Annotated in this window: 24 protein-coding genes; 14 read left to right on the plus strand and 10 right to left on the minus strand. The window is 48.3% G+C overall.

All coding sequences use genetic code 11. The features are described from left to right. Nucleotides 1-168 precede the first annotated feature (168 nt). The 4 genes from ttcA to BCY86_RS07860 form a co-directional block, all read right to left on the minus strand. Nucleotides 169-1,005, minus strand: coding sequence for a tRNA 2-thiocytidine(32) synthetase TtcA (gene ttcA / locus BCY86_RS07845; RefSeq protein ID WP_075277227.1), 837 nt, complete (start codon nucleotides 1,003-1,005; stop codon nucleotides 169-171). After that, nucleotides 983-2,509 carry a leucyl aminopeptidase gene (locus BCY86_RS07850; protein ID WP_075277228.1) on the minus strand — a complete coding sequence of 509 codons (1,527 nt, stop codon included), beginning with the start codon at nucleotides 2,507-2,509 and terminating at the stop codon, nucleotides 983-985. The genes ttcA and BCY86_RS07850 overlap by 23 nt, the downstream gene beginning before the upstream one ends. A gap of 174 nt (nucleotides 2,510-2,683) precedes the next feature. Next, nucleotides 2,684-2,971, minus strand: a complete 288-nt coding sequence (locus tag BCY86_RS07855) for a hypothetical protein (protein ID WP_075277229.1) — start codon at nucleotides 2,969-2,971, stop codon at nucleotides 2,684-2,686. A 222-nt stretch (nucleotides 2,972-3,193) separates the two neighbouring features. Next, a complete protein-coding gene (locus BCY86_RS07860) occupies nucleotides 3,194-5,797 on the minus strand; it encodes an FtsK/SpoIIIE family DNA translocase (RefSeq protein WP_075277230.1) in 2,604 nt (867 codons plus the stop codon). A 302-nt stretch (nucleotides 5,798-6,099) separates the two neighbouring features. On the opposite strand from BCY86_RS07860, the gene BCY86_RS07865 reads away from it, so the two are divergent. From BCY86_RS07865 to BCY86_RS07880, 4 genes are read left to right on the plus strand one after another with little or no spacing between them, the layout of a single operon-like run. Continuing rightward, nucleotides 6,100-7,623: a hypothetical protein gene (locus BCY86_RS07865; RefSeq protein ID WP_156865164.1), complete on the plus strand. Its 1,524-nt coding sequence runs from the start codon at nucleotides 6,100-6,102 to the stop codon at nucleotides 7,621-7,623. Further along, complete coding sequence (locus BCY86_RS07870; RefSeq protein ID WP_075277232.1) at nucleotides 7,620-8,387, plus strand: FHA domain-containing protein; 768 nt, start codon at nucleotides 7,620-7,622, stop codon at nucleotides 8,385-8,387. The genes BCY86_RS07865 and BCY86_RS07870 overlap by 4 nt, the downstream gene beginning before the upstream one ends. 34 nt (nucleotides 8,388-8,421) lie before the next feature. Next, a complete protein-coding gene (rph, locus tag BCY86_RS07875; protein WP_083604277.1) occupies nucleotides 8,422-9,177 on the plus strand; it encodes a ribonuclease PH in 756 nt (251 codons plus the stop codon). 4 nt (nucleotides 9,178-9,181) lie between these two features. Beyond that, nucleotides 9,182-9,817, plus strand: coding sequence for a non-canonical purine NTP pyrophosphatase (locus BCY86_RS07880; protein ID WP_075277234.1), 636 nt, complete (start codon nucleotides 9,182-9,184; stop codon nucleotides 9,815-9,817). Between the two features lie 4 nt (nucleotides 9,818-9,821). Here the strand turns inward: BCY86_RS07880 and BCY86_RS07885 are convergent, their stop codons facing one another. Next, nucleotides 9,822-10,505, minus strand: coding sequence for a hypothetical protein (locus BCY86_RS07885; protein WP_156865165.1), 684 nt, complete (start codon nucleotides 10,503-10,505; stop codon nucleotides 9,822-9,824). A gap of 723 nt (nucleotides 10,506-11,228) precedes the next feature. Between BCY86_RS07885 and atpB the strand changes: the two genes are divergently transcribed. Together atpB and BCY86_RS07900 are read left to right on the plus strand one after the other, a co-directional pair. Beyond that, complete coding sequence (gene atpB / locus BCY86_RS07895; RefSeq protein ID WP_075277237.1) at nucleotides 11,229-11,996, plus strand: F0F1 ATP synthase subunit A; 768 nt, start codon at nucleotides 11,229-11,231, stop codon at nucleotides 11,994-11,996. 131 nt (nucleotides 11,997-12,127) lie between these two features. Continuing rightward, nucleotides 12,128-12,478 carry an ATP synthase F0 subunit C gene (locus BCY86_RS07900; protein ID WP_075277238.1) on the plus strand — a complete coding sequence of 117 codons (351 nt, stop codon included), beginning with the start codon at nucleotides 12,128-12,130 and terminating at the stop codon, nucleotides 12,476-12,478. Between the two features lie 10 nt (nucleotides 12,479-12,488). On the opposite strand, the gene BCY86_RS07905 is transcribed toward BCY86_RS07900, so the two are convergent. After that, the gene (locus BCY86_RS07905) at nucleotides 12,489-13,247 is read right to left on the minus strand and encodes a hypothetical protein (protein WP_075277239.1); all 759 of its coding nucleotides are present in this window, start codon (nucleotides 13,245-13,247) and stop codon (nucleotides 12,489-12,491) included. Nucleotides 13,248-13,322: 75 nt separating this feature from the next. Between BCY86_RS07905 and BCY86_RS07910 the strand changes: the two genes are divergently transcribed. Both BCY86_RS07910 and tsaE read left to right on the plus strand, forming a co-directional pair. After that, nucleotides 13,323-14,588 carry a prolipoprotein diacylglyceryl transferase gene (locus BCY86_RS07910; protein WP_075277240.1) on the plus strand — a complete coding sequence of 422 codons (1,266 nt, stop codon included), beginning with the start codon at nucleotides 13,323-13,325 and terminating at the stop codon, nucleotides 14,586-14,588. A gap of 8 nt (nucleotides 14,589-14,596) precedes the next feature. Further along, on the plus strand, nucleotides 14,597-15,121 hold the full coding sequence (gene tsaE, locus BCY86_RS07915) for a tRNA (adenosine(37)-N6)-threonylcarbamoyltransferase complex ATPase subunit type 1 TsaE (RefSeq protein WP_075277241.1): 525 nt from the start codon (nucleotides 14,597-14,599) through the stop codon (nucleotides 15,119-15,121). Between the two features lie 36 nt (nucleotides 15,122-15,157). On the opposite strand, the gene BCY86_RS07920 is transcribed toward tsaE, so the two are convergent. After that, nucleotides 15,158-15,571: a hypothetical protein gene (locus BCY86_RS07920; RefSeq protein WP_075277242.1), complete on the minus strand. Its 414-nt coding sequence runs from the start codon at nucleotides 15,569-15,571 to the stop codon at nucleotides 15,158-15,160. Nucleotides 15,572-15,714: 143 nt separating this feature from the next. Between BCY86_RS07920 and BCY86_RS07925 the strand changes: the two genes are divergently transcribed. The 4 genes from BCY86_RS07925 (at nucleotide 15,715) to BCY86_RS07945 (ending at nucleotide 18,708) form a co-directional block, all read left to right on the plus strand. Beyond that, nucleotides 15,715-16,668, plus strand: coding sequence for a carboxypeptidase-like regulatory domain-containing protein (locus tag BCY86_RS07925; protein WP_172824839.1), 954 nt, complete (start codon nucleotides 15,715-15,717; stop codon nucleotides 16,666-16,668). 173 nt (nucleotides 16,669-16,841) lie between these two features. Then, complete coding sequence (locus BCY86_RS07930; RefSeq protein ID WP_075277244.1) at nucleotides 16,842-17,171, plus strand: acyl-CoA thioesterase family protein; 330 nt, start codon at nucleotides 16,842-16,844, stop codon at nucleotides 17,169-17,171. A 25-nt stretch (nucleotides 17,172-17,196) separates the two neighbouring features. Then, nucleotides 17,197-17,607, plus strand: a complete 411-nt coding sequence (locus tag BCY86_RS07935; protein WP_156865166.1) for a hypothetical protein — start codon at nucleotides 17,197-17,199, stop codon at nucleotides 17,605-17,607. A gap of 678 nt (nucleotides 17,608-18,285) precedes the next feature. After that, a complete protein-coding gene (locus BCY86_RS07945) occupies nucleotides 18,286-18,708 on the plus strand; it encodes a hypothetical protein (protein WP_075277247.1) in 423 nt (140 codons plus the stop codon). Between the two features lie 192 nt (nucleotides 18,709-18,900). Here the strand turns inward: BCY86_RS07945 and BCY86_RS07950 are convergent, their stop codons facing one another. Then, nucleotides 18,901-19,173 carry a hypothetical protein gene (locus BCY86_RS07950; RefSeq protein WP_075277248.1) on the minus strand — a complete coding sequence of 91 codons (273 nt, stop codon included), beginning with the start codon at nucleotides 19,171-19,173 and terminating at the stop codon, nucleotides 18,901-18,903. Then, nucleotides 19,173-20,153, minus strand: a complete 981-nt coding sequence (locus BCY86_RS07955) for a hypothetical protein (RefSeq protein WP_075277249.1) — start codon at nucleotides 20,151-20,153, stop codon at nucleotides 19,173-19,175. The genes BCY86_RS07950 and BCY86_RS07955 overlap by 1 nt, the downstream gene beginning before the upstream one ends. Before the next feature lie 469 nt (nucleotides 20,154-20,622). Here BCY86_RS07955 and dnaA point away from each other — a divergent pair, with 469 nt between their 5' ends. Next, nucleotides 20,623-22,113, plus strand: a complete 1,491-nt coding sequence (dnaA, locus tag BCY86_RS07960; protein WP_075277661.1) for a chromosomal replication initiator protein DnaA — start codon at nucleotides 20,623-20,625, stop codon at nucleotides 22,111-22,113. A 45-nt stretch (nucleotides 22,114-22,158) separates the two neighbouring features. On the opposite strand, the gene cysS is transcribed toward dnaA, so the two are convergent. After that, nucleotides 22,159-23,727 (minus strand): cysteine--tRNA ligase, encoded by a 1,569-nt coding sequence (gene cysS, locus BCY86_RS07965; RefSeq protein WP_216636013.1) that lies wholly within the window; start codon nucleotides 23,725-23,727, stop codon nucleotides 22,159-22,161. Nucleotides 23,728-23,881: 154 nt separating this feature from the next. Between cysS and BCY86_RS07970 the strand changes: the two genes are divergently transcribed. Continuing rightward, the gene (locus BCY86_RS07970) at nucleotides 23,882-24,385 is read left to right on the plus strand and encodes a hypothetical protein (RefSeq protein ID WP_156865167.1); all 504 of its coding nucleotides are present in this window, start codon (nucleotides 23,882-23,884) and stop codon (nucleotides 24,383-24,385) included. Nucleotides 24,386-24,423: the final 38 nt, after the last annotated feature.

A 24,423-nucleotide genomic window follows, 5' to 3' on the forward strand; every position in this document is an offset into this window, starting at 1 on the left:
GTACGTACGATTTAGTTTTCAAGGATCGAGGCGGCTTTCATTACTTAGTCTTCCCAAGCAACTCCCCGCTGCTTTATTTTTTTATCTATAAACATCTATCCTATCAGGTGTCAACTCTTTTCTTGTATCGATCACAGATATTTCGCAAACATCCACAAAAACGTGATTTCAAGGGAAAAGCCGCTGCACTGGAATCAGAGAAGAATTGCATTCTTCCTGCAGTTGCTTACTTCCCTCTAGCTTAAAATTTAAAGCATTCCAAAGCTTTTTGTCAAGCAGGTGAGTGGGTTGCACATTCTGCAAAGCTGCAAACATAACCGATTGGATGCCAGGATTTTGTTCCTCCCACTCGCGGATCATATTCCCCACAACCTTACGTCGAAGATTAGATTGCATACCGCAAAGATCACACGGAAGAATAGGGAAATTCATACGCTCGCTGAATTGACGGATCATCTCTTCCGAACAATAGGTAAGAGGACGGATCACTATCTGCTCTCCCTTTTGATTGAGAAGCTTGGGAGGCATTGCAGCTAGTTGACCTGCAAAAAATAAATTGAGGAAAAAGGTCTGCAGTATATCATCGCGATGATGACCAAGTGCAATTTTCGTACAACCGAGCTCGTTTGCAACCCGATAGAGAATCCCTCGTCGCAAACGAGAGCAAAGAGAACAGCAGGTTTTCCCTTCCGGGATCTGTTCCTTCACAATTGAATAAGTATCTTCTTGAATCCCATAGAACTCATATCCCTCCTTTTTCATGTAATCACGGAGGAGATGAGCGGGATACCCTGGATGGCCCTGATCGAGATTAACAACCTTTAATTCAAATCGAATCGGCGCCTTTTCCTGCAATCTACGAAGTAAATGAAGAAGTGTATAGCTGTCTTTTCCCCCACTGACGGCAACCATAACGCAATCCCCCTCTGCCAACATCTCAAAGTCTGCGATGGCTCTCCCTACCAACCGACTGAGCTTCTGCTCAAGAAGATTGAGTGGCTCCATCGCACTTCATTGCTAGCGACTCGAGAAAGGCAAGAAAAGTCAAAATACCGTGTCCCGTTGCACCCTTTGGAAATCCTCCCAACCCTCTATCCAAAAAAGCAGGACCAGCCAGGTCAACGTGGATCCAATCTTTCACGTCACCGATAAACTCACGAAGGAAAAGAGCTGCCGTAATCGACCCTCCATAACGCTCACCCACTTGTTTAATATCGGCCACATCACTCTTAATTTGTTCCTCTAAGTCCTCAAGCAGAGGCATGCGCCAGATCTGTTCTCCAGAGATGCGAATTGACTCTTTGAACTGATCAGCCAATTGATCGTGGCTCGCGTAAAATGCAGAACATGTCTGCCCTAAAGCAACAACACATGCACCCGTTAACGTCGCATTATCAATCAGCAGATCCGGTTTAAGAGAGCGCGCATAAGCCAAAGCATCGGCTAACAGTAGCCTTCCTTCCGCGTCCGTATTGAGAATTTCAACTGTCTTCCCATCGAGAGAGCCCCATATATCTCCTGGTCGATAGGCACCGCCATCAGGCAAATTCTCACCACAAACCATAATTCCATGAACTTCTATTTTCAGCTGGAGTGCCGCTACTGCAGACATCAGTCCCACCACATTGCCCGCCCCAGACATATCCGCCTTCATTGCATGCATACCTACCGCAGGCTTAATTGAAATACCCCCTGCATCAAAAGTAACTCCCTTGCCCACACAAGCTACTTTTTTCTTAGGTTTTCCTGAGGGCTTATAAATCATATGGACAAATCTAGGCTCGTGCACACTCCCTTGTCCCACCGCCTGGATGAGTTTCATGCCTCGGCGCACGATTTCGTCAAAGTCAAAAACATGAATCTTTAGACCACATGCCTTCGCCATCTTTTTCGCAGCAGCGGCCAAGCCGATAGGGGTCATTACATTTGGAGGTTCATTCGCCAGATCCCGGCTAATGTTGATAGAAGAACCTATTTTGTGTCCCAGTTTAAGCTGGTCTTTCACTTTGTTGCCAACTGATGCAAGGGACACTAAAGTCACTTTTTTAAGTTTCTTTTGCAGAGGATGTGCTTCTGACAAATACTTCGTAAAACGATACGCTCCAAGCGCAACTCCTTCCCCGATCTGTCGCGCATGCTCTTCCCACCCTTCGGGAAGCCCTATCACCATCTGCTCTGCTTTCAGCTGATTCGCACGAGAAGCAGCCTTGATTCCAAAGGTTCTCGCATCTGATTGCTGGAACACAGCTCGACTCCCCAACCCATGCAAAATAGTATGAACAACTTTCCCCTCCTCTATGCTGGTCAGGGCCAAAGACTGCTCTTTTCGCCCAACAAAGTCCTCACGAACAGCTGCATCAAGCAGCCCACCATTCCATTGGTGATTGAGAGCAGCAATCCACTCGTTCTCTGTAAGTTTCTCATCTTTTTCTGAATAGACTCCTATCACCCTCACATCTGCTACGATCTCATGAGGGTTAGTTCGATCCACCGCAATCTTGATGTCCATTTATATGCGCTCCTCATATAAAAGAGGGGGAAACCCCTACGTGACGTGGCACAAAAACCTCTTTTTGCTCATGTTTCGCTCCTCTCGGAAAAAGCAAAAAAGCAGCAAAGTAACTCAACCATCAACATTATCTTGCTCTATCCACCAACTCATCAAAAGACTCGCCCTCATAGCTCATAGAGAGAGGACTTCCTCATTGAAAGGAGACCACATCATTTCCTTTTCTCGCTGATAGTATACGGCCCGAGCTTCTGCCACACCGAGGGTATGCGCTGACTCTCCAGGTAGCCGTCCCCCTAACCAACCCACTAACGTCAGAGCAGAAGCCCGAACCCCCTCAGGAATGTCACATTGAAGAAGCGAAATAACCACTTGAATAAGCTGATAACGGATCTTTTCATCGAGAATAGCTGGGATTAACTGAGAGCCTCCATTGGAATTTTCCACCATCGATGGTTGCATATATCCTTACTCTTTCTTTTATTTTTACCTGTGCATGCACTACAACACATGATATCTGCTTGCAAGCGACTCTTGTTTAAGTGAAGTGTAGTTCTCGTTTTGTCAATGTATAGACACGACAATCTGCTTTATTCACTTTTTCTATTTTCAACCAAAGTAGCAAATAAGAATAAAGATTTTACGGATTCTCTTCAATAGATAGGAGAAGTACTCCACTGTTATTCATGCAACAATAAAAATTTCTCGGTCTTTGGAACCATTCGGGGGACCCACGAGACCTTGACGCTCCATTCTATCCACGATTTTAGCCGCTCGGTTGTACCCCAACCCCAACTTTCGCTGTAGCCAGGAGGCAGAACAACGCTTTGTCTCTTTCACAACCCTCAGCGCATCCTCATACAGAACAAGGTCTTCCTGGCTAAATTCACTATCTTCAATCTCTTCCTCTTCTCCATGAGCCTGTAAAATGCTCTCGTCATACACAGGCTCCCCATGAGACCGCAAGAAGTCCGTCACTTGCCGCACTTCTTCTTCACTGACCCAAGGGCATTGAACACGCTTCATGTCATTCGTGCCATTCAGCTTGATGAGCATATCCCCACGCCCCAATAAGTGCTCAGCCCCCTGCTCATCGAGAATCGTGCGTGAGTCGACCTTTTGAGCAACCCGATAGGCGATACGGGTAGGAAAGTTAGCTTTGATCATCCCTGTGATCACATCCACACTGGGTCGCTGAGTCGCTAAAATCACATGCATACCTGCTGCGCGGGCTTTTTGAGCCAATCGAGCAATAGCCGCTTCTACTTCCTTCCCCTGTTGCATGATGAGATCAGCAAATTCATCAACGACCACAACGATAAGGGGGAGCTTCTGTAGTGGAGAAGAGCGCAATTGGGACGGATTATCAACCGATCCCTTCACATCCGAAGAAAACTGATCTCCCTTTTGCCTAACACGATCTACCGACTCATTGTAGGTCCCTAAATTTCGAGTCCCTGCATCAGCGAATAGCTGATACCTTCTCTCCATCTCATCCACAGCCCACTTGAGGGCGGTCGCTGCTTGCTTCATATCTGTCACCACAGGTAGCAACATATGAGGAACCCGATCAAATGGAGCCAATTCCACAACTTTTGGATCGATCAAGAGCAACTTCAATTCGTCCGGCTTCTTCCGATACAACAAAGACGTGAGCATCACATTAAGCCCCACGCTCTTACCCGCCCCAGTAGCACCGGCAACAATAACGTGAGGCATCGTTGCGAGATCGGCATAAACAGGAGTCCCCAGAATATCGCGGCCCAAGACAATAGGGAGTGCAGCTTCAAGCATATAGAACCGGTTGTCTTCAATCAAATCCCGCAAATGAACAGGAATGCGGCGATCGTTGGGGAGTTCAAATCCGATCCGATTCTTCCCTGGTATAGGGGCCACAATACGAACTTTACGCGCAAGCGCAAGCGCCAGGTCATCCGCCAAGGATGCCACTTTGGAGACTTTCGTCCCTGCCGCAGGGGAGACTTCATATGTGGTTACAGTAGGCCCAGGAAGGATATCTTCTACCTTTCCCTGCACGCCATAGTCACCAAGCGTTTTCACAAGAAGTGATGCATTCTTCAAAAAGGCTTCTTTATCGAGATTAAGGGCAGAGTCCGCCCTGGAAGGGGTCAACAAGGAAAGAGGAGGAAAGGTATAAACAGGAGCTTGAACTTCCCGTTTTCTTTTGGAAGTCTGTTTAAACGCATTTGCTGTGAGAGAATGAGCAAGCCTCTCCTCAAGCCCACAAGTCATCTTCCGGTTATCAAAGGGCTCTTCTTGGGTGTTAATTTCTTCACCCCCCTGACTTTGATGACACGGAGTCTCCATCTCCTCTTTCTCCTCAATAGGCTTTAGGTCAACCTCTTCGAGCTGGTGTTCGAGCCCCCCTTCTTCTTGATGAAATGTTATAAGAGGACCTGCCTCATCGGAGTAAACCACAGGAGAAGGGTAAGACACTCCCTGAATCGCAGCCTCAGCAAGGGCTTCGCTGACTCCACATGCCAGCCCCAAATCGAGTTCCTGTTCCTGATCGAGCTCTCCAAGCAACAGCATTTCTTCCTTTTCACCTCGATGTTCTTTTTCTCCATCTTGCTGGTATTTATCCACATTTAAGAGGGAAGAGGGCGGTGAGGCAGAAAGGGGCTTTGCATTCGAACCGTGTGAACCTATCGCATCCTTCCCAAGACGAATGAAACACTTGACAGCCATCCATAGGACACGCCCCCCTTTCGCAATACAAATCCAGATCAACCGGACGAATGCGATAAATGAGAAAGAAGCGCGACCGACTAAAATAAAACCGATAATGGAAAAGCCGATCAGAAAAGAACCGGCGGTTGAAAAAAGAGAGCGAATCCACTCTCCCAATAGTTCACCTAAAGCACCCGAAATATTCTGTGCACCGAAAAAAGTAAGTCCCGTATCACTCACTTGGAGAAGAGCACCCAAAATAAGAGCAATCACCAAATCCCCAGCAAGACGAGGCGTGATAGGCCTCGTATTCTGACCACGAAACAGTGGAAAAGCAAAAATAGCTAGCTCTACCGGAGCAGCCCAGGCCACCACTCCCAGCAACAGAACAAGAGCGTCGGCACACTCTCTCCCTACAGGACCTACCCAGTTTTTCTCGACCCCCTCTTCATAAGATGCCAAAGCCAAGAGGAGGAAAAGAGAAGAAGTCCACAAAAAGAGGGCGGTGATCTCTCTGCTTAACCCGTAGGCGCGAGCTCCTTTCCCTACAATCGAAGGGCTATGGGCGTTCGGGGGAGGAGAAGAAGAACCACTCATTACTCATTCTCGTTCAAAAAGCTTGGTTCGCAAACCAAAAAAGCATACCATGGATGTGTGTGAAAATGGATCCTTATCCTTATCAATCAAGTATGACATATTCGATATGCTTTACTAGAGTGATAGACCTTAGCAAGGAGCATTGCTCTCAAGATAACCTGAGACCGATAGGAAAGCACATGGGTGAGCAGTCAAGGCTAACAAAGAACGTTTTTTCTCATTTTTCATATGCATTGAACCTTTCTGGACACAGAAACAGAAGAAAGTTTCGATCTTCTTTTCTCTGCATTGCATTACTCATCATGGGAGGTTGTGCCGTTAACAAGAATGATATTCATCGTTGGGAAAAAACAGAACGAGGCCCTGACAAGTTAGCTGCTGTGGTTGCCCACGATAAATATAATTGGGAATTACGCAAGGAGGCAGCCTTTTCTTTAGTGCGGATGGAGCCAAGAGGAGGAAGACGCATTGGACTTGATCTGCTGCTTTCCACGTTACTCCCCCTTCCCCCTGCTACACAAACCAGAATTATCGCGGATATGACACCTGAATTGGTCCACTATATTATTCTGCAACCCCCTCCTCCTCCTAATAAAGAAGGAGCCACAATCGATCCGTCTATCTCCTTCAAAGATGCAGCCTTTGCTCTATTATCCCACGATCCTGCATTCACGTTGGATGAAGAGACTCAAAAACAGCTTCGCAATGCCCTCATCCGATGGATCCAAACGGATTTTGAAAACCGAGAGAATAAGCCACAGCAGTTTGGGATGGAACAAATGGTGCGGTCACTCGGCTCCGACGCAGTGAACAAGCTGCCGGATCTGATCAACGAAGAGTGCACCAAGATAGAACGAGTTATCAGCCTTATCGCTGATCACGGGACTCCAGATGTGAAAGCAAAGGCATCGGCTGCGCTGGTTCGTCTCGAAGAATCGATCGAATCCGATCAGTGGCTCACCAAACAAACTCCTATTGTGCAACAGGCCAATGAACAAGCAAAAGTCCATGCAACCCCAGAGCAGCTCAAGCAGCAGTTAACAAAATACCAAGATCAGGAAACGACTCGCATCTTCAGCGCAATGAAACGGTTAGGAGGCCGATCTGTCATTGAATACACGCTCAAGTACGCAGCAGATTCCAAAAAACCTGAGGAGCGCCGCAAAGCGGCATTGGCTGCCCTAGAAGGACACATCGACAAAAACTACGCAACAGATGCGAATCAGTTGTTTGAGATCGCAAAAGCAGACAGTACTCCAGATGCAGTGCGTGATCTAGCGTTCGTCCGTCTAGGTGAATTCCCCAAAGAAATGATTGTACCACGCCTCTACAGTGATTTCTTCCCCATGAAGAATTGGAAATTGCGCTGGCTAGCTGGGTCTCTCATTCTGAAGAGCATTTCAGTTTCAGAGTTGCCTGAATTCTTCAACAAGTTACCTGTGAGTGCCTCAACGAAAATCGGCATGAGTGAGCCTCTGACTTACGGAGCAGCCATCGCGAAGATGGAAGCAGTCCCACATGCAGCAACACCTCGCGATATTGTCCTCGCTCATATGAATGACCATTCCCTCGGCGCAAAACTAACTGCGATGGGCTTTTTCTACCATGGCAAGAAGAGTGATCTTTCTATCCTACAACCCTACGGAGAAAAACGAGATCCTCTCCCCAAGTGCGGTCCTGCTGATGAGTGCGGGTGGGTTTGTGAAATACCAAAACCCGGTTCGGAAGAGACAGAGGCAAAGCCTCTCAGTACAGTAGGGGATTTTGTACGGTATTGCATCGTACCCTCGATTGCTCCTGATACACTCACTCACAAAGAAAAATGAAAACGTCCCTCTTCCCCAAAAGTGCTCGGACGTTTCAATGCCGCGACGCACTGTGGGAAGCCTTCCAACAAATGGCTTCAGAGCTTCAATGCAGCCCTGACTATCTGATCAATGAGGCAATGAAACAATATCTGAAGCAGAGGGATGAAAAACGGAATCCTGCAACGTCCGGCTTGGGACAATCGGGCGCTTGTCCTCCCTCCACTATTATCCCCACTTCTCACGATTTAACAACAGATTCCGAACAAAATCTCCCATCTATCTCCCCTTCTACTCTAGCAGTTCCCCACATACCCGTAACACTCCCTTTTCAACAAGCTGTACCTTCGGTACGAGACCCAGTTTCGAGTTCCCCTCCCCTATCCTCTTCTTCCTCCCAAGCCCCTCCAGTAGCACCGGAGTCTTCTCTCGCTGTCACTCAACCTATCCAACCCGACTCTGCCCTCTCCTCTCCACTTCACCCTCTATCCATCACAACTCCTCTGCCAGCTCTAAAAATCATCTATGAAGGGGAGAAAACCGTCGTCTCAAAAACCCCTTTCATCATTGGTCGAGGGAAACAAGCTGTCGACTTGGTCATCAGAGATCCCAATGTATCGCGGCAACACGCGATGATTGAGTCCCGCGATGGAGCTTATTTTCTAACGGATATGAATTCGACTAATGGGATCGAGCATCAAGGGAAACACATTCAAAAGAAACAAATTTTTGAAGGGGACGCCTTCTCGATTTGCAATCACAAGATCACCTTCAGTTACTGTTAAGAAATCCACTAACTCAATGAGAAAGGAGCAAAAAATGCGAGCGGATGGTCGCTCTCTCGATGTTCTACGAACAGTAGAGGCAATTCCTCACTTTCACCATCTTGCTGAAGGCTCTATCCTCTATCGAGCAGGAGGGACTACCCTTCTGTGTACGATATCCTTCGAAGAGAAAGTGCCTCCGTTCTTAGAAGGGTCCAAAAGTGGTTGGCTGACTGCAGAATACCAAATGCATCCCCGAGCCCATCTCAAGCGCCAGGAAAGAGAAGGGCGACGCATCGGGATCACCGGGCGAACACAAGAAATTCAACGATTGATAGGGCGATCGCTGCGGGCAGCACTTGATCTAACGAAACTTGGTCCATATACGATTACGGTCGATTGTGACGTACTCGAAGCGGATGGAGGGACCCGCACTGCTTCGATCACAGCAGGATTTATCGCACTCGCGCTAGCATTGTTTAAAAAACGCCAAGAAGGTCTTCTTCCAACCCCTTTACTGCGTGAGCAAATCTGTGCAATCAGTGTCGGCCACCTCGACGGACTAGGAGCAGCACTTGACTTAACTTATGTAGAAGACAAAGAGGCACAGGTTGATCTCAATGTAGTGTCCAGCGCAAAAGGAAACCTCGTAGAGGTCCAAGGTGCAGCTGAAGGAATTCCGATCCCTCGATCCGATTTTGATGAGATGCTTTCCCTCGCAATCCGAGGGAATCAATCTCTCGCACAAATTCAAAACCAGATTCTCGCTTCTGCCAATGCAGATCTGGAAGCTCTACTGATTTACTCCTGAATCCATGTCGCTCACCCTGCTAGTCGCCTCGTCCAATCAGCATAAGCTGCGTGAATTCAATCACATCTTTGCACAGCTCCCCCTCACGCTGCTCCCCTTTACTGAGCACCCTTCCACGCATTCACTGATAGTAGAAGAAAAAGAGAATACTTTCTCTGAAAATGCTATCCAAAAAGCTCGATTGATCGCAGAAAAGGGGCAGATCATCACTCTTGCAGACGACTCAGGCCTTGAAGTGGACGCACTGGATGGAAAACCTGGTGTCCGCTCAGCCCGATTTGCTCACGAACATGCCTCAGACGCTGAGAACAGATTGACTCTCTGGACCGCTTTGTCTGCAAAGTGCCCTTCATCACTCCCTTCCAATTTCTTCCCAGCTCGATTTCGCTGCGTTTTAGCGATCGTGGATCCAGCTTCGCCCCACACTCCCCATATCTTTGAAGGGGCCTGCGAAGGACATGTGACGCTCACTCCATCCGGTACGCATGGATTCGGATACGACCCGATGTTTACCCCTTTAGGAGCCGAGCAAACATTCGCAGAGTTATCTCTCACCCAAAAGATGAAACTGAGTCACCGAGGAGCAGCTCTCCAGCGATTAATTCCCTGGTTGCAGTCGTATGTCCTCTCTCATTCTTAAAGTTTTACTTCCCAAAAAGATCAAAATGAGCGCCGCAAGCAACTGAGAGCACATAGTAATAAGGGGCACTTTGGATGGACTGTCCCTCCTGCTGATTCATCGAAGCTGCTATGAAAGATACCAGCGGAGAAAGAGTGAATAGATCGGTAAATCGAATCTCCGCACCAAGTCCAAATCGAAGGAACTCAAAACCACTAAGTTTGCCCTTGTCATTGGATTGGTTGATTCCCACCACACGGTGACCGATCGAATATTCGAGAATGAGGCCGCCACGATCGATGTCTCCGAAAACGCCACGGAACCCCCCTCCCAAAACGCGATCATACGCTGAAGCATCGGCCATCCCTTCAAAACGACGACCAACTCCAAGCCAATGATATTCTCCGAAAAGAAATGGAACCACCTGACCAGTCCACACCCTTGCCCCAATGTCGATCTGGAGCCCCCCTCCAGTGTTGACAAAATTACCTGTAGTTTCCAGCCGATCCTCTTGATCGCGACTAAAGGCTCCTCCGTACGCAACGAGAGCCGGGCGGACCCCAACCCATATCGAGTAATGCGGAGCACGGGGCAGCATCGGAGGAGGAGCATACTCATAAGCAGGAGGGAGGGGAAGGCGATAAGGTTCTGCTCGAGCAGTGGAGTGTTCAGACGGAGGGCGCTCACCCGCTCCAGCGATTGATACCATCGCTCCCCAATATAGGCACAGCACCCAAGACAATCGCTTAAGATAGTTCATAAAACCTCCCAAAAATGGATCGATGACCAGTTCTTTCTAGCTGGTAAGACAGTCCATATGAAAGACTGGCAAGAATATAACGGCTACACTTCCCTTTACATCGAACCCCTCATTTCTATCCTATTTGGATTGGATTCTGGCTGGTGTACAAGGCGGATCAGGGTTTAGGTACATGCCCTTGGCTAACCTTGGTAGGCCTCATCATAGGAATCTACACAGGCGTTCGCCCACTTCTTTTTGTATCCTCATTCTCCACCCGATTCATCGCAGAAATCAAAGAAGGGACCTAATGTTTTCTGTTATCCTCGCTGGACTTGTTGCGATTCTCAATCTGGCCCTAACCTACTTTCTTACAGTGGGATTGAGGGATCTACCTACTCAAACTAACACAGCCACACAGCGGAACACGTGGCTGTGGTTTGTCACATTCAAGACTATTCTCCTTTTTACTCTTACCGGTTTTTTGATCGTAAGGCACTGGGTCTCCCCTTTTCTCTTTACACTGAGTTACTGCACCATCTTAGTCAGCCTCGCTCTGATTCCAAGAATAGAGAGATCCTATCACAAAAATACATGAAATTCTCTCTTGGCAAGTCCGTATTTTTTCACCTAGAGTTCTGAAAATCTTTTGATCCCTACCGTCTGTAAGTTGAAAGAGAAAGAGCTGGGCTAATGCCTGAACATATTTCATTTTTCGATTATCTCCTGATGCAGTTCCCTTCGCTGCAACATCATGTCCAGGCTCTAGGGCACACACTTTTTGGTAAGCCTTTATCCAGACATTCGCTCGAGCCGATCACAGGGAGCGTGTTTGTCTGTCTGGTGCTGATTCTATTGGCTTGGAAAGCGCGGCAACAGCTCAATCGCGCGCAGGGGCAAGGAATCATCCCTGACGGAACACTCTCGCTGCGCACGTTCTTTGAGATACTCGTCAGCATTTTTTACAACATGATGAAGTCCATGATGGGGTATAAACGTGCCAAGCGTTGCTTTCCTTTGATAGGAACAGCTTCTTGCTTTATCTTTTTCTCCAATTTTATAGGCTTAATCCCTGGCTTCTCTTCTCCGACCAGCTCTTGGAGCATCACCTTCGGATGCGCTTTGGTCGTATTCATCCTATTTCACTATTACGGAATTCGAGAGCACGGAATGGCCTATTTCAAACATTTCGCAGGACCCATCCCAGCGCTTGCACCTCTTATTTTCCCTCTTGAGGTGATCTCGACCTGTTTGCGACCGCTCACGCTATCTCTACGTCTGATGCTCAATATGGCAGTAGGCCATCTTTTGCTGACCATCACGACAGGTATTGTGATGGTGGCTGTTCCGATCCCTCTTCTGATGCTTGAAACCCTCAATGCCACTGTTCAGGTTGTCGTCTTCTGCCTACTGTCTTCGATTTACATTTCCCTAGCCACTGAACATCACCAAGATCATTGAGGAAAAAGTACACGCGTTACCTTCCTCCCCCAATTGCTTTTCTTTTTTTCACTTTTTCTCTAGCCATACGCCGAAAAAACGAATAAGAGCGGGCCGGCATAGAGATTTTTTATCATAAGGAGCCATTCACGATGCCCACGATTAACAAAGTTGGACGATTTTCAACATTTTTCGGTATTATTGCATCTGTTTTCTCTCTTTTTCCAGGATTTGTTCACGCAGCAGAAGGCATGGCAGCAGGGGGGACCAGCCCTCAGGTAAAAGCTTGGGCTGCAATTAGCGCAGGGCTCGCTGTAGGCTTTGGCGTCATTGGCGGAACCTTTGCTCAAGGGCGAGCCGTAGCAGCAGCGCTTGAAGGGATTTCACGCAACCCCGGCGCAGCACCACGGATTCAGACTCCTATGATCTTAGGTCTGGCTCTTATCGAATCCTTAGTCCTTTTGACCTTCGTGATTGCATTCTTCCTTCAAGGTAAGGTTTAGTCTCATCGTCTCAAAGAGGCTCGATGCGCAGGTTGTCAAAGCACACCTGCGCATCCCAATCATTGAAGCCAAAATGATCGTGTCCATCTCCAACAAGCGGCTCTGGGTCAGTCCATGCGAATAAGTCAACTCCATTGACTTGCCATCGCACGGTTTTCCCGTCCGTTCGCTCAATATAAAAATGATATACTTTTCCTGGAATCACAGGCTGCTCCCTGAGATCAGATGAAGAAGGACGCACGACAATCTCTTTTCGATCCTCTCCGTGCTCATTGATGCGAGCAAGGACATGGAGGCTGTTTTTCCATCCTCCTAAAATCAACAGATAGCTGGTAGCATCCATGTAAGAGACAGAGGTCGCCCCCGATCGGCCGTCACCCCAAGCCTCCACCTTGAGATCACCATCTGACGAACTGCTGACCGCATCAAACTCAATACGCGCATTAGCAGGAAGAGTTCGCTTAAGCCATATGCCATGATTCCTAGCATGAACTGCACAAAGCCATCCCTCCTTAACAGACCAAGTACGCTCTTCATTTTGTCTCCAATCGCGCGCCAAGTCAAAAGGAGGAGGAAAATCAACTCCATCCCCTTCACCTCCCGCAGGAACTTCAAATCTTTCGACAAAAGCTTCAGTTAAAGGAGGATCAGCGATAAGTGCACCCCCTTTCTTCGAAGGTCCCAAAGGGTATTTTTTCGCTTTACATGCTCCAGAGAAAACCAAGAGAACCGCAAGCGAGTAGCTACATAGAAATCCCAATCGCGACATAACCGCCTTCCACTCGTTTTGTTTTGATCAATGTAGATAGCATCTGCTTTCATTTTCCAGTAGAGAAGATCTTCCATGCATCCTGTTCTCTTTCGAATTCCTCTCCCTTTTTCCTCTTTCAAGCTCTGGTGGCTCTTCGCAGGATTCGCTCTTTTTCTATCCGGAGCTACTATCTTAAGGATAAAAAAAGGTGAAATCGCTCAAGCATGGAGCAACCTGGGTTTAATTGCTTTAGCTTCTGTGCTGGCTTATCGCTTCCGCCTTGTCAGCCATTCGATCTCAAGCCTGCCTGTCTATTCTTACGGAGGGATGTTGTCCATTTCTTTCGTCGTCGGCTGGTACCTCACCCTCACCCTTGGAGAGCGAAACGGCCTTCCCCAGGAAACGATGGCCCAATGCTTTATCATCACCGCAGCAAGCGCAATCGCAAGCGCTCGACTACTCTACATTTTAACCAACTCGGATGAATTCGAAACGATCTCTGATTTCTTCGCACTTCAACACGGAGGGCTCGTCGCTTACGGAGGTTTTTTAGGAGGATTTATCGCCAGTTGGCTCTACCTTAGAAAGCAGCAGATCAGTTTATTATCCTGGGCAGATGCGGCAGTTCCCAGCCTCGCCTCCGGACTTTTGATCACCCGCATTGGTTGTTACCTATTCGGATGCGATTTCGGCAAACCGCTGAGCGACAAAGCCCCTGACTTTCTAAAAAAGCTGGGAACATTCCCGCACTGGCCTGCTGGTACCCTTTCACATGGAGATGGAGCACCCGCCTTCTTTCGTCACCTTGAGCTTTTCAGAGAGACTCCGCTTGAAAGTGAAATTCTCAAAAACAACGCTTCGCTCCCGGTTCACCCTACTCAAATCTATGAATCCCTGATGGGTGGACTTCTGCTCGCCCTCCTCCTCCTTCAACACAAGCACGTGCGATTTCGAGGGCAGCTCTTCTTCTTCTTCGTTTTTAGTTACAGTTTTCTCCGATTTCTGCTGGAACAACTGCGAGATGATGCAGAACGAGGGGAGTATGGACCCAGGATGCCTGCCCACCTTTGGATGTCCCTATCTGTCTTTCTCTTTGCTCTCGCTTTTATCTTTGGGCTCTCTCTCTGCATCGAATCGATTCAAATTCGCACAGTCGCACGTCTTCTTGCAATGATCCTCCCTTTCCTCACCTATTGGATACTCCATCCTTCGAACCCCAACCCAGCTAACCTCTACCAACTCTCGACGAGCCAATGGATCGCACTGACCACCGCACTGCTCGCAGCTTATCATTACGCTCGGTTGTGGCATCGGACGTTCTCCGCTTCCAACGCGAGGAGTTCCCCGTCAACCGCATAAACGGATCCGTGAAAACGATTCACGACGCTATGGACATACTGCCTCAGTTCTCTCAAAAATTGTACTCACAGCATAAAACAGTTCAACTCGCGCATGCATTGGCAGACGTGCTGCAACCTTCCGATCTCATTCTGCTCTCAGGCCCACTGGGTGCAGGAAAGACATTTTTTGCACGCGCTTTTGCAAGAAGATGGGGTGTCCCTCCAGAGCAAAGGATCCCAAGCCCCACCTTCACTCTTGTCCAAGAATATTGGACTGCGCGAGGACTTCTAATTCACGCTGATCTATATCGACTAATCGAGTCCGCTGAGCGGCTTGAACAAGAAGTCGCCTCTCTAGGGCTGCGCGAGCGCCGCAAGGAAGGGGCCATCCTTCTTGTGGAGTGGGGGGAGAGCGCACTCGCTTATCTTGGAGGCCCTCCCTTCCTTGCTCTTTCCTTCGCTCTTTTTTCTCCAACCGCGCGAGAGATTACCCTCAGCGGAGACAGAGCAGAGTCGATTCAACACCTCCTCGCTCTTCGACTTTCAACCTGACGAACGCTAACCAATGATTTTTTTCTTCTATTAATTCTAATTCATCACGTTATTCGAGCCACATGATCCTTGCTTTGCACTTGCAAAAGCTTCCCATTCAGCAAAGTCTTCGCGAATGGCGCTCGCAGCCCAAGCACGCACTTGAGGCTCAAAAGCCATCAGAAGTACTCTCGCAGGACATTTCAGAGATTCCGTCGCCTCACTAACACAAATAGGCCATCGACGGCGTCTCTCTTCGTCGCAGCGGAGAAGCACTTCAAGAATGATCCCAAATACCGACTCATGCCGCTTATTGCGTAACACGAAACAGAGATCGACATGAGGACTATAAGGCACGATCTGAGTGATTTCAGAAGGGACAACCTCAACCTCTGCATAATGAGGCAAGAAGGATTGTGCTGCTTTGAGAAAATAACCAGACACAATCGTTGGTCTGTTGCGAATAAGCATTACAATACTTTCCAGCAGACTCGAAGGGCATATTATTAGTATAATAACACTAAGAAAAAAAATGAAAGACTTTCTCTTTTTCCCCTTCCACGATGTTCTCATTATTTACGAAACGTGATGCCACCTTAGGGGGCTGGCAAATTGTGATAGCTGGGCTCTTTACAATGGGGGGTCTCTTCTTTTTTTTTAGATCTTTTTTGCTACCGAGAGAAGATTCAACACGCGTCACCCCTCAAAAGACTGAACCATGGTCTACTCCTCCTCCCAACCCAATTGGAGAGAGAGCACGCAAGGCCCATGCACAAGCCTCTACCTTCTCTGCATTGCATACGAAGGAGAGCCAAACGCCCGTCTCTTCCAATCCAACCCCGCACTTTTCTGTCAAAATCCCTAAAGGGGAACTTGGAGTCATACCAGGCCCTGTTCCAGAAATTCCTCACGACGGCTCACCTTCATGGCCTTTTTTCATCGAAACCAAAAAAGAAAAAGGGGATCTATTCAACAGGCTTACCACCCCACCTGCCACCACGCTTTCGAACACAATTCCTCTCCACATTGATTTAAAAGATAGCCGCGGTTTTCCGATCGCTCATGCTGCAATCGAAGCGATATCGCTTAACAGTGCACTGTCTACTCACTTTGCTACCCATACCAACCAATATGGAGAAAGTGTGCTCAAAGGGGCTGGAATGATCCCTTTGCGCATCATTTTTAAAGCTCCAGGGTATGTCTATCGCACGCTCGAACCTGTCCATCCCCAATCAGAAATCGAAGTCGTCCTCCAAGAAGGGACCACTGTATGTGGAAGCGTACGAGAATCTCGAAGTGGCATAGCGATTCACGCAGCAGAAGTGATCATCCATGGAATAGGGCAGCTCTCGCGTACCTCTACAGATCGCAATGGATATTTTACCTTTGCCGACCAAGCTCCCGGACGCAACCGGTTTGAAGTCCACGCCCGAGGATTCTGTCTATTTTCTCAAGAAGTCATGATAGAAAAGCCTAAAAAAGGGGGGCAACCACAATGGATCCCCCCTTTCGAAGTCGTTCCTTCCTCGAACAGCGCAAGAGTCTTTTCCTCTTCGCTAATAAAATGAGATTCTGTTTTCCCGCTTCTTTCCAAAGAAATTCTCTTAATGAAGCCATCCCTTTTGCTTCGTACAACGACCTCCTCATCTATACAACTACTCGTGCGTCTTCATGAAAAAGACGCCATGGGAATCATGCATCACATCAATTACTTTATTTTGAAGCCGGGTGAGGGGAATGGTTGCGTCGACGCGGATTAACTTATGCTTATTGGATCACCCAAGGATATTATGTTCCTGTAGTGGATGTACAGATACGATACTTTCAACCCACTCGGCTTGACGATCTACTCATCCATCAAACAACCCTAATCGAAGTGAAACAAGCCTTTCTTCTTCTCCGATGCCAGTCACACCCAGAGCAACAACTGCTGGTAAGAGACTCCACTCGATTAGCTTATATTGGCCATACCTATACAGTGCGCCAGATCGATGATATGCTAATGGCTACTCTTTTATCGGCAGAAGCCACAGCTGCTCCACACGCTCATGGATCACTTATGACACTTTAGCCACTCCATCTAATGGTGAGAACCTGTGTGTATCCTCTTCCCCCGCTCTCTCCCCTGTCGCTCACGGATCAAGCACCTAGCGTGCACGATGGGGCTAGTTGCGCTTTGGAGTGCGTGCACTCAGCAAGGAGTCCCTCAACTGCAAGGGACGTGGAGAGGAAGCAAAGCCGAAGGCGTCAGACCGGAAGCGCAGGGAGTAGCAAACCAGTGGGTTGCTCAACTCGAGTTGTCGTTTAAAAAAGACACGCTGTCCATCAGTCTCGGAACCGACAAAAAAACAGGGCATTACACCCTGATTCAGGCGCAAGAAAACACGTTCGTCATTCTTGCCGATAAAGACAAACCGAATGAAACCCAAATCTTTACGCTGATCACTCCAAACACCCTTAAGTGGTCTGTCGGTGAAGGGCAAAACATTGTGTTAACCCGCCGCTGATTGCTCCTTCGATGAGCGTCCCCCATTCGAAACACCGACTACCTCTTGTATCCTCGGATCCATCCACCCGTCCAACAGAGGGGGACACCATGGCAGTAGATTGGATTTGGCGTATTGATCATCCTAGTCGTAGGGATTTCACTCAATTACCTAGTAGAACAGATTATCCAAACTATCGTCCAGAGTTATCTTGGAGAAATCCAGCACATCGAAGAGGTCAAATCCAAGCTCACGACACTCTCCGATCAAGATCAAAAAACGCTCGGTTGGCGGGTTTTGATATTGCGCAGCACCCCCTTTCTACCTTTCTACTTTTTCTCTTCGCCGAAGGGTACTGCATCGGTCGATAGGGGAAGAGGGTCCGAATCCGACAAGCTATTCTTGCAAGACTCACCACTTTATTTCTCATAGGTAGCTTGATGCTCCGCACCAAAAGAGGATTTTCTCTGACCTCTCTTGCCATGCTAATAGGATTACCGATCGTTGCAGGCAGTGCTCGCCTAGGACTTATGAAACCCGCTTCAATCAACACTCAGCACCATTGATTCAGAAGGATTCAGATGGGTCGCTCTACGTATTCTCACCCTGAATGGATAGAGGTAGATCGCAGTACCCAAGCGATCTGGGCAGCTGTGACAAAAACAAGAGCGGCCTGAATCCAAGGAGAAAGAAAGTCTCTTGAAACTGACAATCCCTTCACGCACGCTCCACATTCTGATCCCTTTGACTCCCGCACGAGAAGGCAACACTTCCTTCTGCATTGGACCTATCGCAGTAGCCGTTCTTCTAACGCCGTTGTCCTCTCTTGCTTTCCCTCCCCTTCCGTTCCTCCCGACAATCTCCGCGCTTCTTCTCGAAGTTCGGCACCACCATGTAGTATTTACGTATGAAGTCCGCATCAGCGCAAGTGACGTCAAAAAAGACATTCAGCTTTTTGCAGCATTTGGCTCTCCCGGTCCACCAAAAGCGCCAGATGCTTTTTGGGTCACGCGTTCCAGCATGTCTCCCCTTTTTTTCCTCTTCACGCGTAATCCACCTCAATCAGAAAACGAGCGCATAGAACTGATCAAAGCAAGGCGGGCTCCTCGACGCCCTCCCTAAGCAACCCTACTTCTCGGTCCTCCCCGAATGGCAGGCATTTTAATGTCATTCCCTCACGCTTTCCTATCTCGTCCTCTCAATGAGAAATAGGAAGCTCTCCTGTGCATCCACACGTTGATCGAGCTCCCTCCTCAAGATGCAAAGGGGGGAGCACCAGCTACTGCGGTTAGGCATCCAAGAAGGGGCCTCCCCTCACCCTCGAACGGATTCATTTCTTCTCCGACGGAGACGGAAATAAAGAAGAGGCAATTCATAAGGTAGAAGCGCATCTGTGTGGCCATCTCTCAGATCCTCATTCCCTCGCTGTGGAATGGTTCGGTCATCCCATGCAACAGCAGGTGATTGTCGCTCGCAGTACATCATCCAGAAGAAGATTTGTGCGTTCGGTTTTGGCAAAATCCGACAAATCCTTAGTTGCCTCCGCCTCCCCCCACATCTACCAGCAAAAAGACGAAAAAAAGCCATTAAAAACCGCTGGAAGCCATGGTGCTTTCGAGAAACAACTGAAGACCGATTCCAAACATCGTCATTGGAAAAGCAGCAGCGATCGTCTGCTGCACGCTGATATCCAACCCCAAGGAAGGGCCCCTATACCCCACCCCTCCCGACACAGCATGAAATTCTTGGGCAACATGATACTGATATCCCAAACGCAATGGAAACACCTGGCCTACTGTCAATTGTCCCCCAGCACCCAATTGTGCCTTAGTAGAATCCCACGTTGTAAAGTCCAACGCTCCCCCCCCTTCCAGAATTAAATTACCGATCACGCCTCCTACACCTGCCGTCATTATCAACGGACTCAAAGGGGTATCTGGATAGCGAATGAGATTCCGGCCTGCGATCCCCATAAATAAGGAAGAATCTAAAGAGAGGTTCGCTCCAACATCCATATTGAAATGATCGAGGATCGGGCTATCAGGAGCCCCATCAGACACCACACTCGATCCAAAAGGACCACAACCGATCCGCTGGGTTATCCGCTTGTACTTGCCTGCCATCCCAACCGATAAGGAATCACCTAAAGGATAAGCAAGAGCGAGGCGCAGATCAACCCACTCTCTGTCTATTCCGCTCGGATCCAAAGAGGACCATACCCCCCCAAAAGCGCCCGCAAGAGCACTCGTCAGTGAATCAGAAATGGCCCCGCCATAGATCTGACGGCGAGCTTGAGGGGAGAAAAATGCAAATCCTTCCGCATGATACACTTGACTTTTCGGTAGATTGCCAACATTTGCAAAAAGCGCAGTCGTCGACGTTCCCACGGCAGTCACAGCACCTCCTGTAGCGAGACTGTAAGGAGTATACAATTCTCCCCCCTCATAGCCTTGTTCCATCGTTGTTGTGGATGGAGACGCGTATGCATCCCACACAAACCCTATTCCAAAGAAAATAACATAGCATAAGGACAGGAAGAGCAACAATGCATCAGAGCGAAACAGCATGGATTTCCCTGTGAATGATGCTTGCCAATTAATCAAACAAAAAGAGATAGCGTTTGGAGTTAATCTATCTATTAAAATTTCGCGGGTGGACTACAAGCAATAAACCTCTTTGCTTGCAAGCACTTAGCTACGATCGTCAGTTCAAGATAGACGAGCAGGAGCAGGGATGATACTTCCCCCTCTTGCTCGATACATTTGCTTCACGTTTCGGGCAAACAAGGCAAAAAAAAGATTATGTAAGAATATGTAGGTGCGAGATCAAATAGATAGCCCTTGTTACAAAATCCATATCATACTTTTCTTACATTGTAGTTTTTTACTCAATTTGCAAGCGATAATCTTCGTTTAAAGATTTGTAAGGGAGTGTGTTCCAATTATCCACAGCCTGTGGATAACTTGTGGATAATTCTCCTCAAAGGGATCTTTTTGCTGTTTAGATGCTTGCGGAAAACGGATGGGATTAACACTGATGCAAAGTGTGAAGAAAATAATAGACTACGACTCAGAGACTCCCCCTTCCCTATGGGAGAAAGCAGTAAAAAGCGTCCGGAATCGATCTCCAGGGAGTTTTGATCAGTGGTTCTCAGGGATTCAATACGACGGAATGGTAGACGGTATTTTGAGCCTGCGCGCACGCGATGAATTTGTTCGTTCCTGGGTAGAAGATCACTTTATCCCCTCTCTTGCCGACTACATCAGGGAACACACCGGATGGAGTGTACAGCTCACGTGGACCATCGATCACAATTTAGAACGACCTGTCGCCAGCATCCCTGCCACCCCTCCCCCTTTACGCACAGGTCCTGTTCCGCTGAAGCCAACGGCTGCAAATGGGAACTCAACGCCTCATCATCAAATGGAGCCCGCTCAACCTCCCAATGTCACTTCAAAAGATTGCGTTTCCCCTTCAGACAAGACATCCAGCACCTTTGCAGAAAGGATCAATAAAAAATATACGTTTGCCAATTTCGTGGTGGGCCCTTCGAACCAACTCGCGCATGCAGCTGCTATCGGAGCAGCAGGAGGAGGGGGGACTAGACACAATCCGCTGTTTATCTGCGGAGGGACAGGGCTTGGAAAAACACACCTAGTTCACGCAGTAGCTCACCGGATTCAACAAGAGCACCCATCCGCTCGGATCGTCTACGTATCTGCAGAACGATTCGTCAACGAATTCGTACAAGCGCTCGCCGATCACAAAATGAATGAATTTCGTTCCCGTTACCGCGTTCAATGCGACGTGCTGCTGGTCGATGACATTCAATTTCTCGCCTCCAAAACACAAACGCAGGAGGAATTCTTCCACGCGTTCAATGCTCTGCACCAATTCGGAAAACAGATCATCGTCACAAGCGATAAATATCCCCAGCAATTGGAAAGAATGGAAGAGCGCCTCATCTCCCGTTTTACGTGGGGATTAGTCGCTGACATTCAACCCCCTGAGCTGGAAACGCGCGTAGCGATCCTCAAGAAAAAGGCAGCTTTCGAAGGGATCCCGCTGGATGACGAAGTGGCACTCTATATCGCTCAAGCTGTACGGAGCAACATCCGTGAACTGGAAGGGGCTTTGATTCGATTGATCGCCAAATCTTCCCTGATTCACCAACCGCTCGACCTCGCATTTGCCTGCTCTGAAATGGCTGCCACGAGGGGAGATCGAAACAGCGATACACGAATTGAAGATATTCAACGGTTTGTCTGTCATCGTTTCAAGCTACGCAGCACTGATTTAACTGGAAAACAGAGGCACAAAACGATTGCTCTTGCGCGACATATCGCCATGTATCTCTGTAAAATCAGCATAAAAAGCAGTCTCCCTGAAATTGGGCGGGCTTTTGGAAATCGAGACCACACAACCGTGCTTAATGGGATTCGAAAAATTGAAGCCCTCCGGGAAGCTAACCTAGAGGTACGCGCCCATGTAGAATTCTTGGAAAAGAAGTTAGGTCTGAACGACTGATCGCTTAGCTATCGAAGTGAAGAACAATCGAACGGGAAAGGTACCTTAGAGGGATACTTTCCACCGAGTCCCATGTGGCGTGTCAAACACTGCAACTCCTTGCTCCATAAGCTGCCGACGCAGTTCATCGGCACGCTCAAAATGGCGAGCTGCACGCGCCTGATTGCGCTCCTCGATCAGCGCATGGATCTGTTGTTCATCCATCTGTTTGATCCGAAGGCGGCGAGAACAGACTCGTTTCTCAAATTCCTCATACGGACTCCCCATTAATCCAAGAACCGCACAGCACTGGTCAAAAGAAGCGAGAAGAGCGGCAGCTACTTGGCGATCTGCTATTTTGCGAGAAGAGCGTTTTGCGTTTGCCTCAACTGCTATTTCATTCGCGAGAGTAGCCAATTCACTTAAGCTTGCTAATGCAGCAGGAGTATTCAAATCTCTACGAAGCGCAGCAAACACATAATCCGTCATTTGATGAATCGAGCCCTGTACGGAAGAAGAAGCAGTTGGATCAGGCTCGACTCCAGCTGCAATCTCCGCAAGGGCTTGACGAGTCGCGTAGAGATACTCGACACGTCTCTCAGCCGCATCGACTCCCGGAAAGGAAACTCCACCCCCTTTTTCCCTAGGCATCACGTTAAAAGCAAGGGGGCTTCGGTAATGCGTACCTAACATAAAATACCGAAGCGCCTCAGGATCATTCCAAGCGAGAACATCCGCGATGGAAATAAAGTTACCCAATGATTTGCTCATCTTCTCCCCATCGACTGTCACGAATCCATTGTGAATCCAATAACGAGCAAAAGGAGGACCCCACACCGATTCACTTTGCGCAATTTCATTCTCATGGTGGGGAAAGATCAAATCCATCCCTCCACAGTGGATATCGAAATGCTCTCCCAAATAATGGCAAGACATTGCCGAACATTCGATATGCCATCCCGGACGACCATATCCCCACGGACTCGGCCACCCCCACTCGCTTTCCACACATCCTTTCCATAGAGCAAAATCGAGAGGATCGCGCTTGGCCTCCCCTTTTTCAACACGAGCTCCAACAAGCAGATCCTCAATCTTTTGATGAGAAAGCTTACCGTAATCGGAAAAGCTGCGGACAGAAAAATAGACATCGTGCCCTACCGAGGTTGCAGCGCAATAAGCTGCCCCTTTGGCCAATAGACGTTCGATGAGATGGAGAATATCCTGAATGTGCTCAGACACTCTCGGCTCGTGAGCAGGAGGGAGACACCCCAAAATCTGGAGTTCTTTTAGATTCAGATCGGCCATCCTCGCAGCAAAAGCGATCGGACTTTCCCCCAGTTCTTTCGAGCGGCAAAGGATTTTATCATCAATGTCCGTCACATTGCGCACAAACGTGACTTGCATGCCTTGTGAGCGCAGCAGTCGAACAAGGATGTCAAAGGTAATATTTGCCCTCGCATGCCCCACGTGAGCGAGATCGTAAGGAGTCAAACCACAAGCATAAATCCGGACGTGATTGGGAAGGATAGGCTCCAACGTTTCCATCTGGCGGGACAATGTATTATAAACAGTACAGGGTAGAACAGATGAACCCCCCTCTCCAGCACTGCATTCCTGATGAGATATTTTCTCCAACTTCTTTCCCCTCATTCATCCTCACATAGCAGGGCTTGCACGAAACTCCTCCCGCACTGCATTTTCTGAACATGACATACCATCAAAAAATCTTTTTTATGAATGACTTTCGAAGAAAGAAAGAGCAAAAAGGCATGCCATGAAGAAGAAGTGGATGATTAGAACCATCGCATTCGCTTTGTTACTGTGGATGGGCTGCAGCCCCAAACGCCCCTATTACCGCGAGGGGGTATTTCACATCCACGATGCAGTTTTTCAGCTCGGCCAGATTCCCCCCACGTGGACCCCCCTATCCATTCATGAAGCAACCATTGGTTTTCGAGATGCAGCACAACACGCTTCCGTTTTTCTTTACGCGCGATGCCATCAAAAACGTGATGATATACCCCTAACGGTCCTGACCAACCACCTGCTTTTAGGAACAACAGAACGAGATATTCGCGAGCAGCAAACTATTCCTCTCGATGGGCGCGAGGCACTCTTCACCCATCTCCACGCAAAGCTAGATGGCGTTGAAATGCACTATGAGATATATGTCCTCAAAAAGGATGATTGTCTTTATAAGTTCATTTACATGCGCTCCATTCAAGAAAAGGAAGAGCTCAGTGAGGCATTTAAGCGATCTGTCACTGGATTTCGCGCAATCCGACAAGAATGACCATTTGCTTCGCGATGATTTCGCAATCACTCGTCTGC

Origin of the sequence: Pajaroellobacter abortibovis, assembly GCF_001931505.1 — a bacterium.
In the GTDB taxonomy this organism is placed as follows: domain Bacteria; phylum Myxococcota_A; class Polyangia; order Polyangiales; family Polyangiaceae; genus Pajaroellobacter; species Pajaroellobacter abortibovis.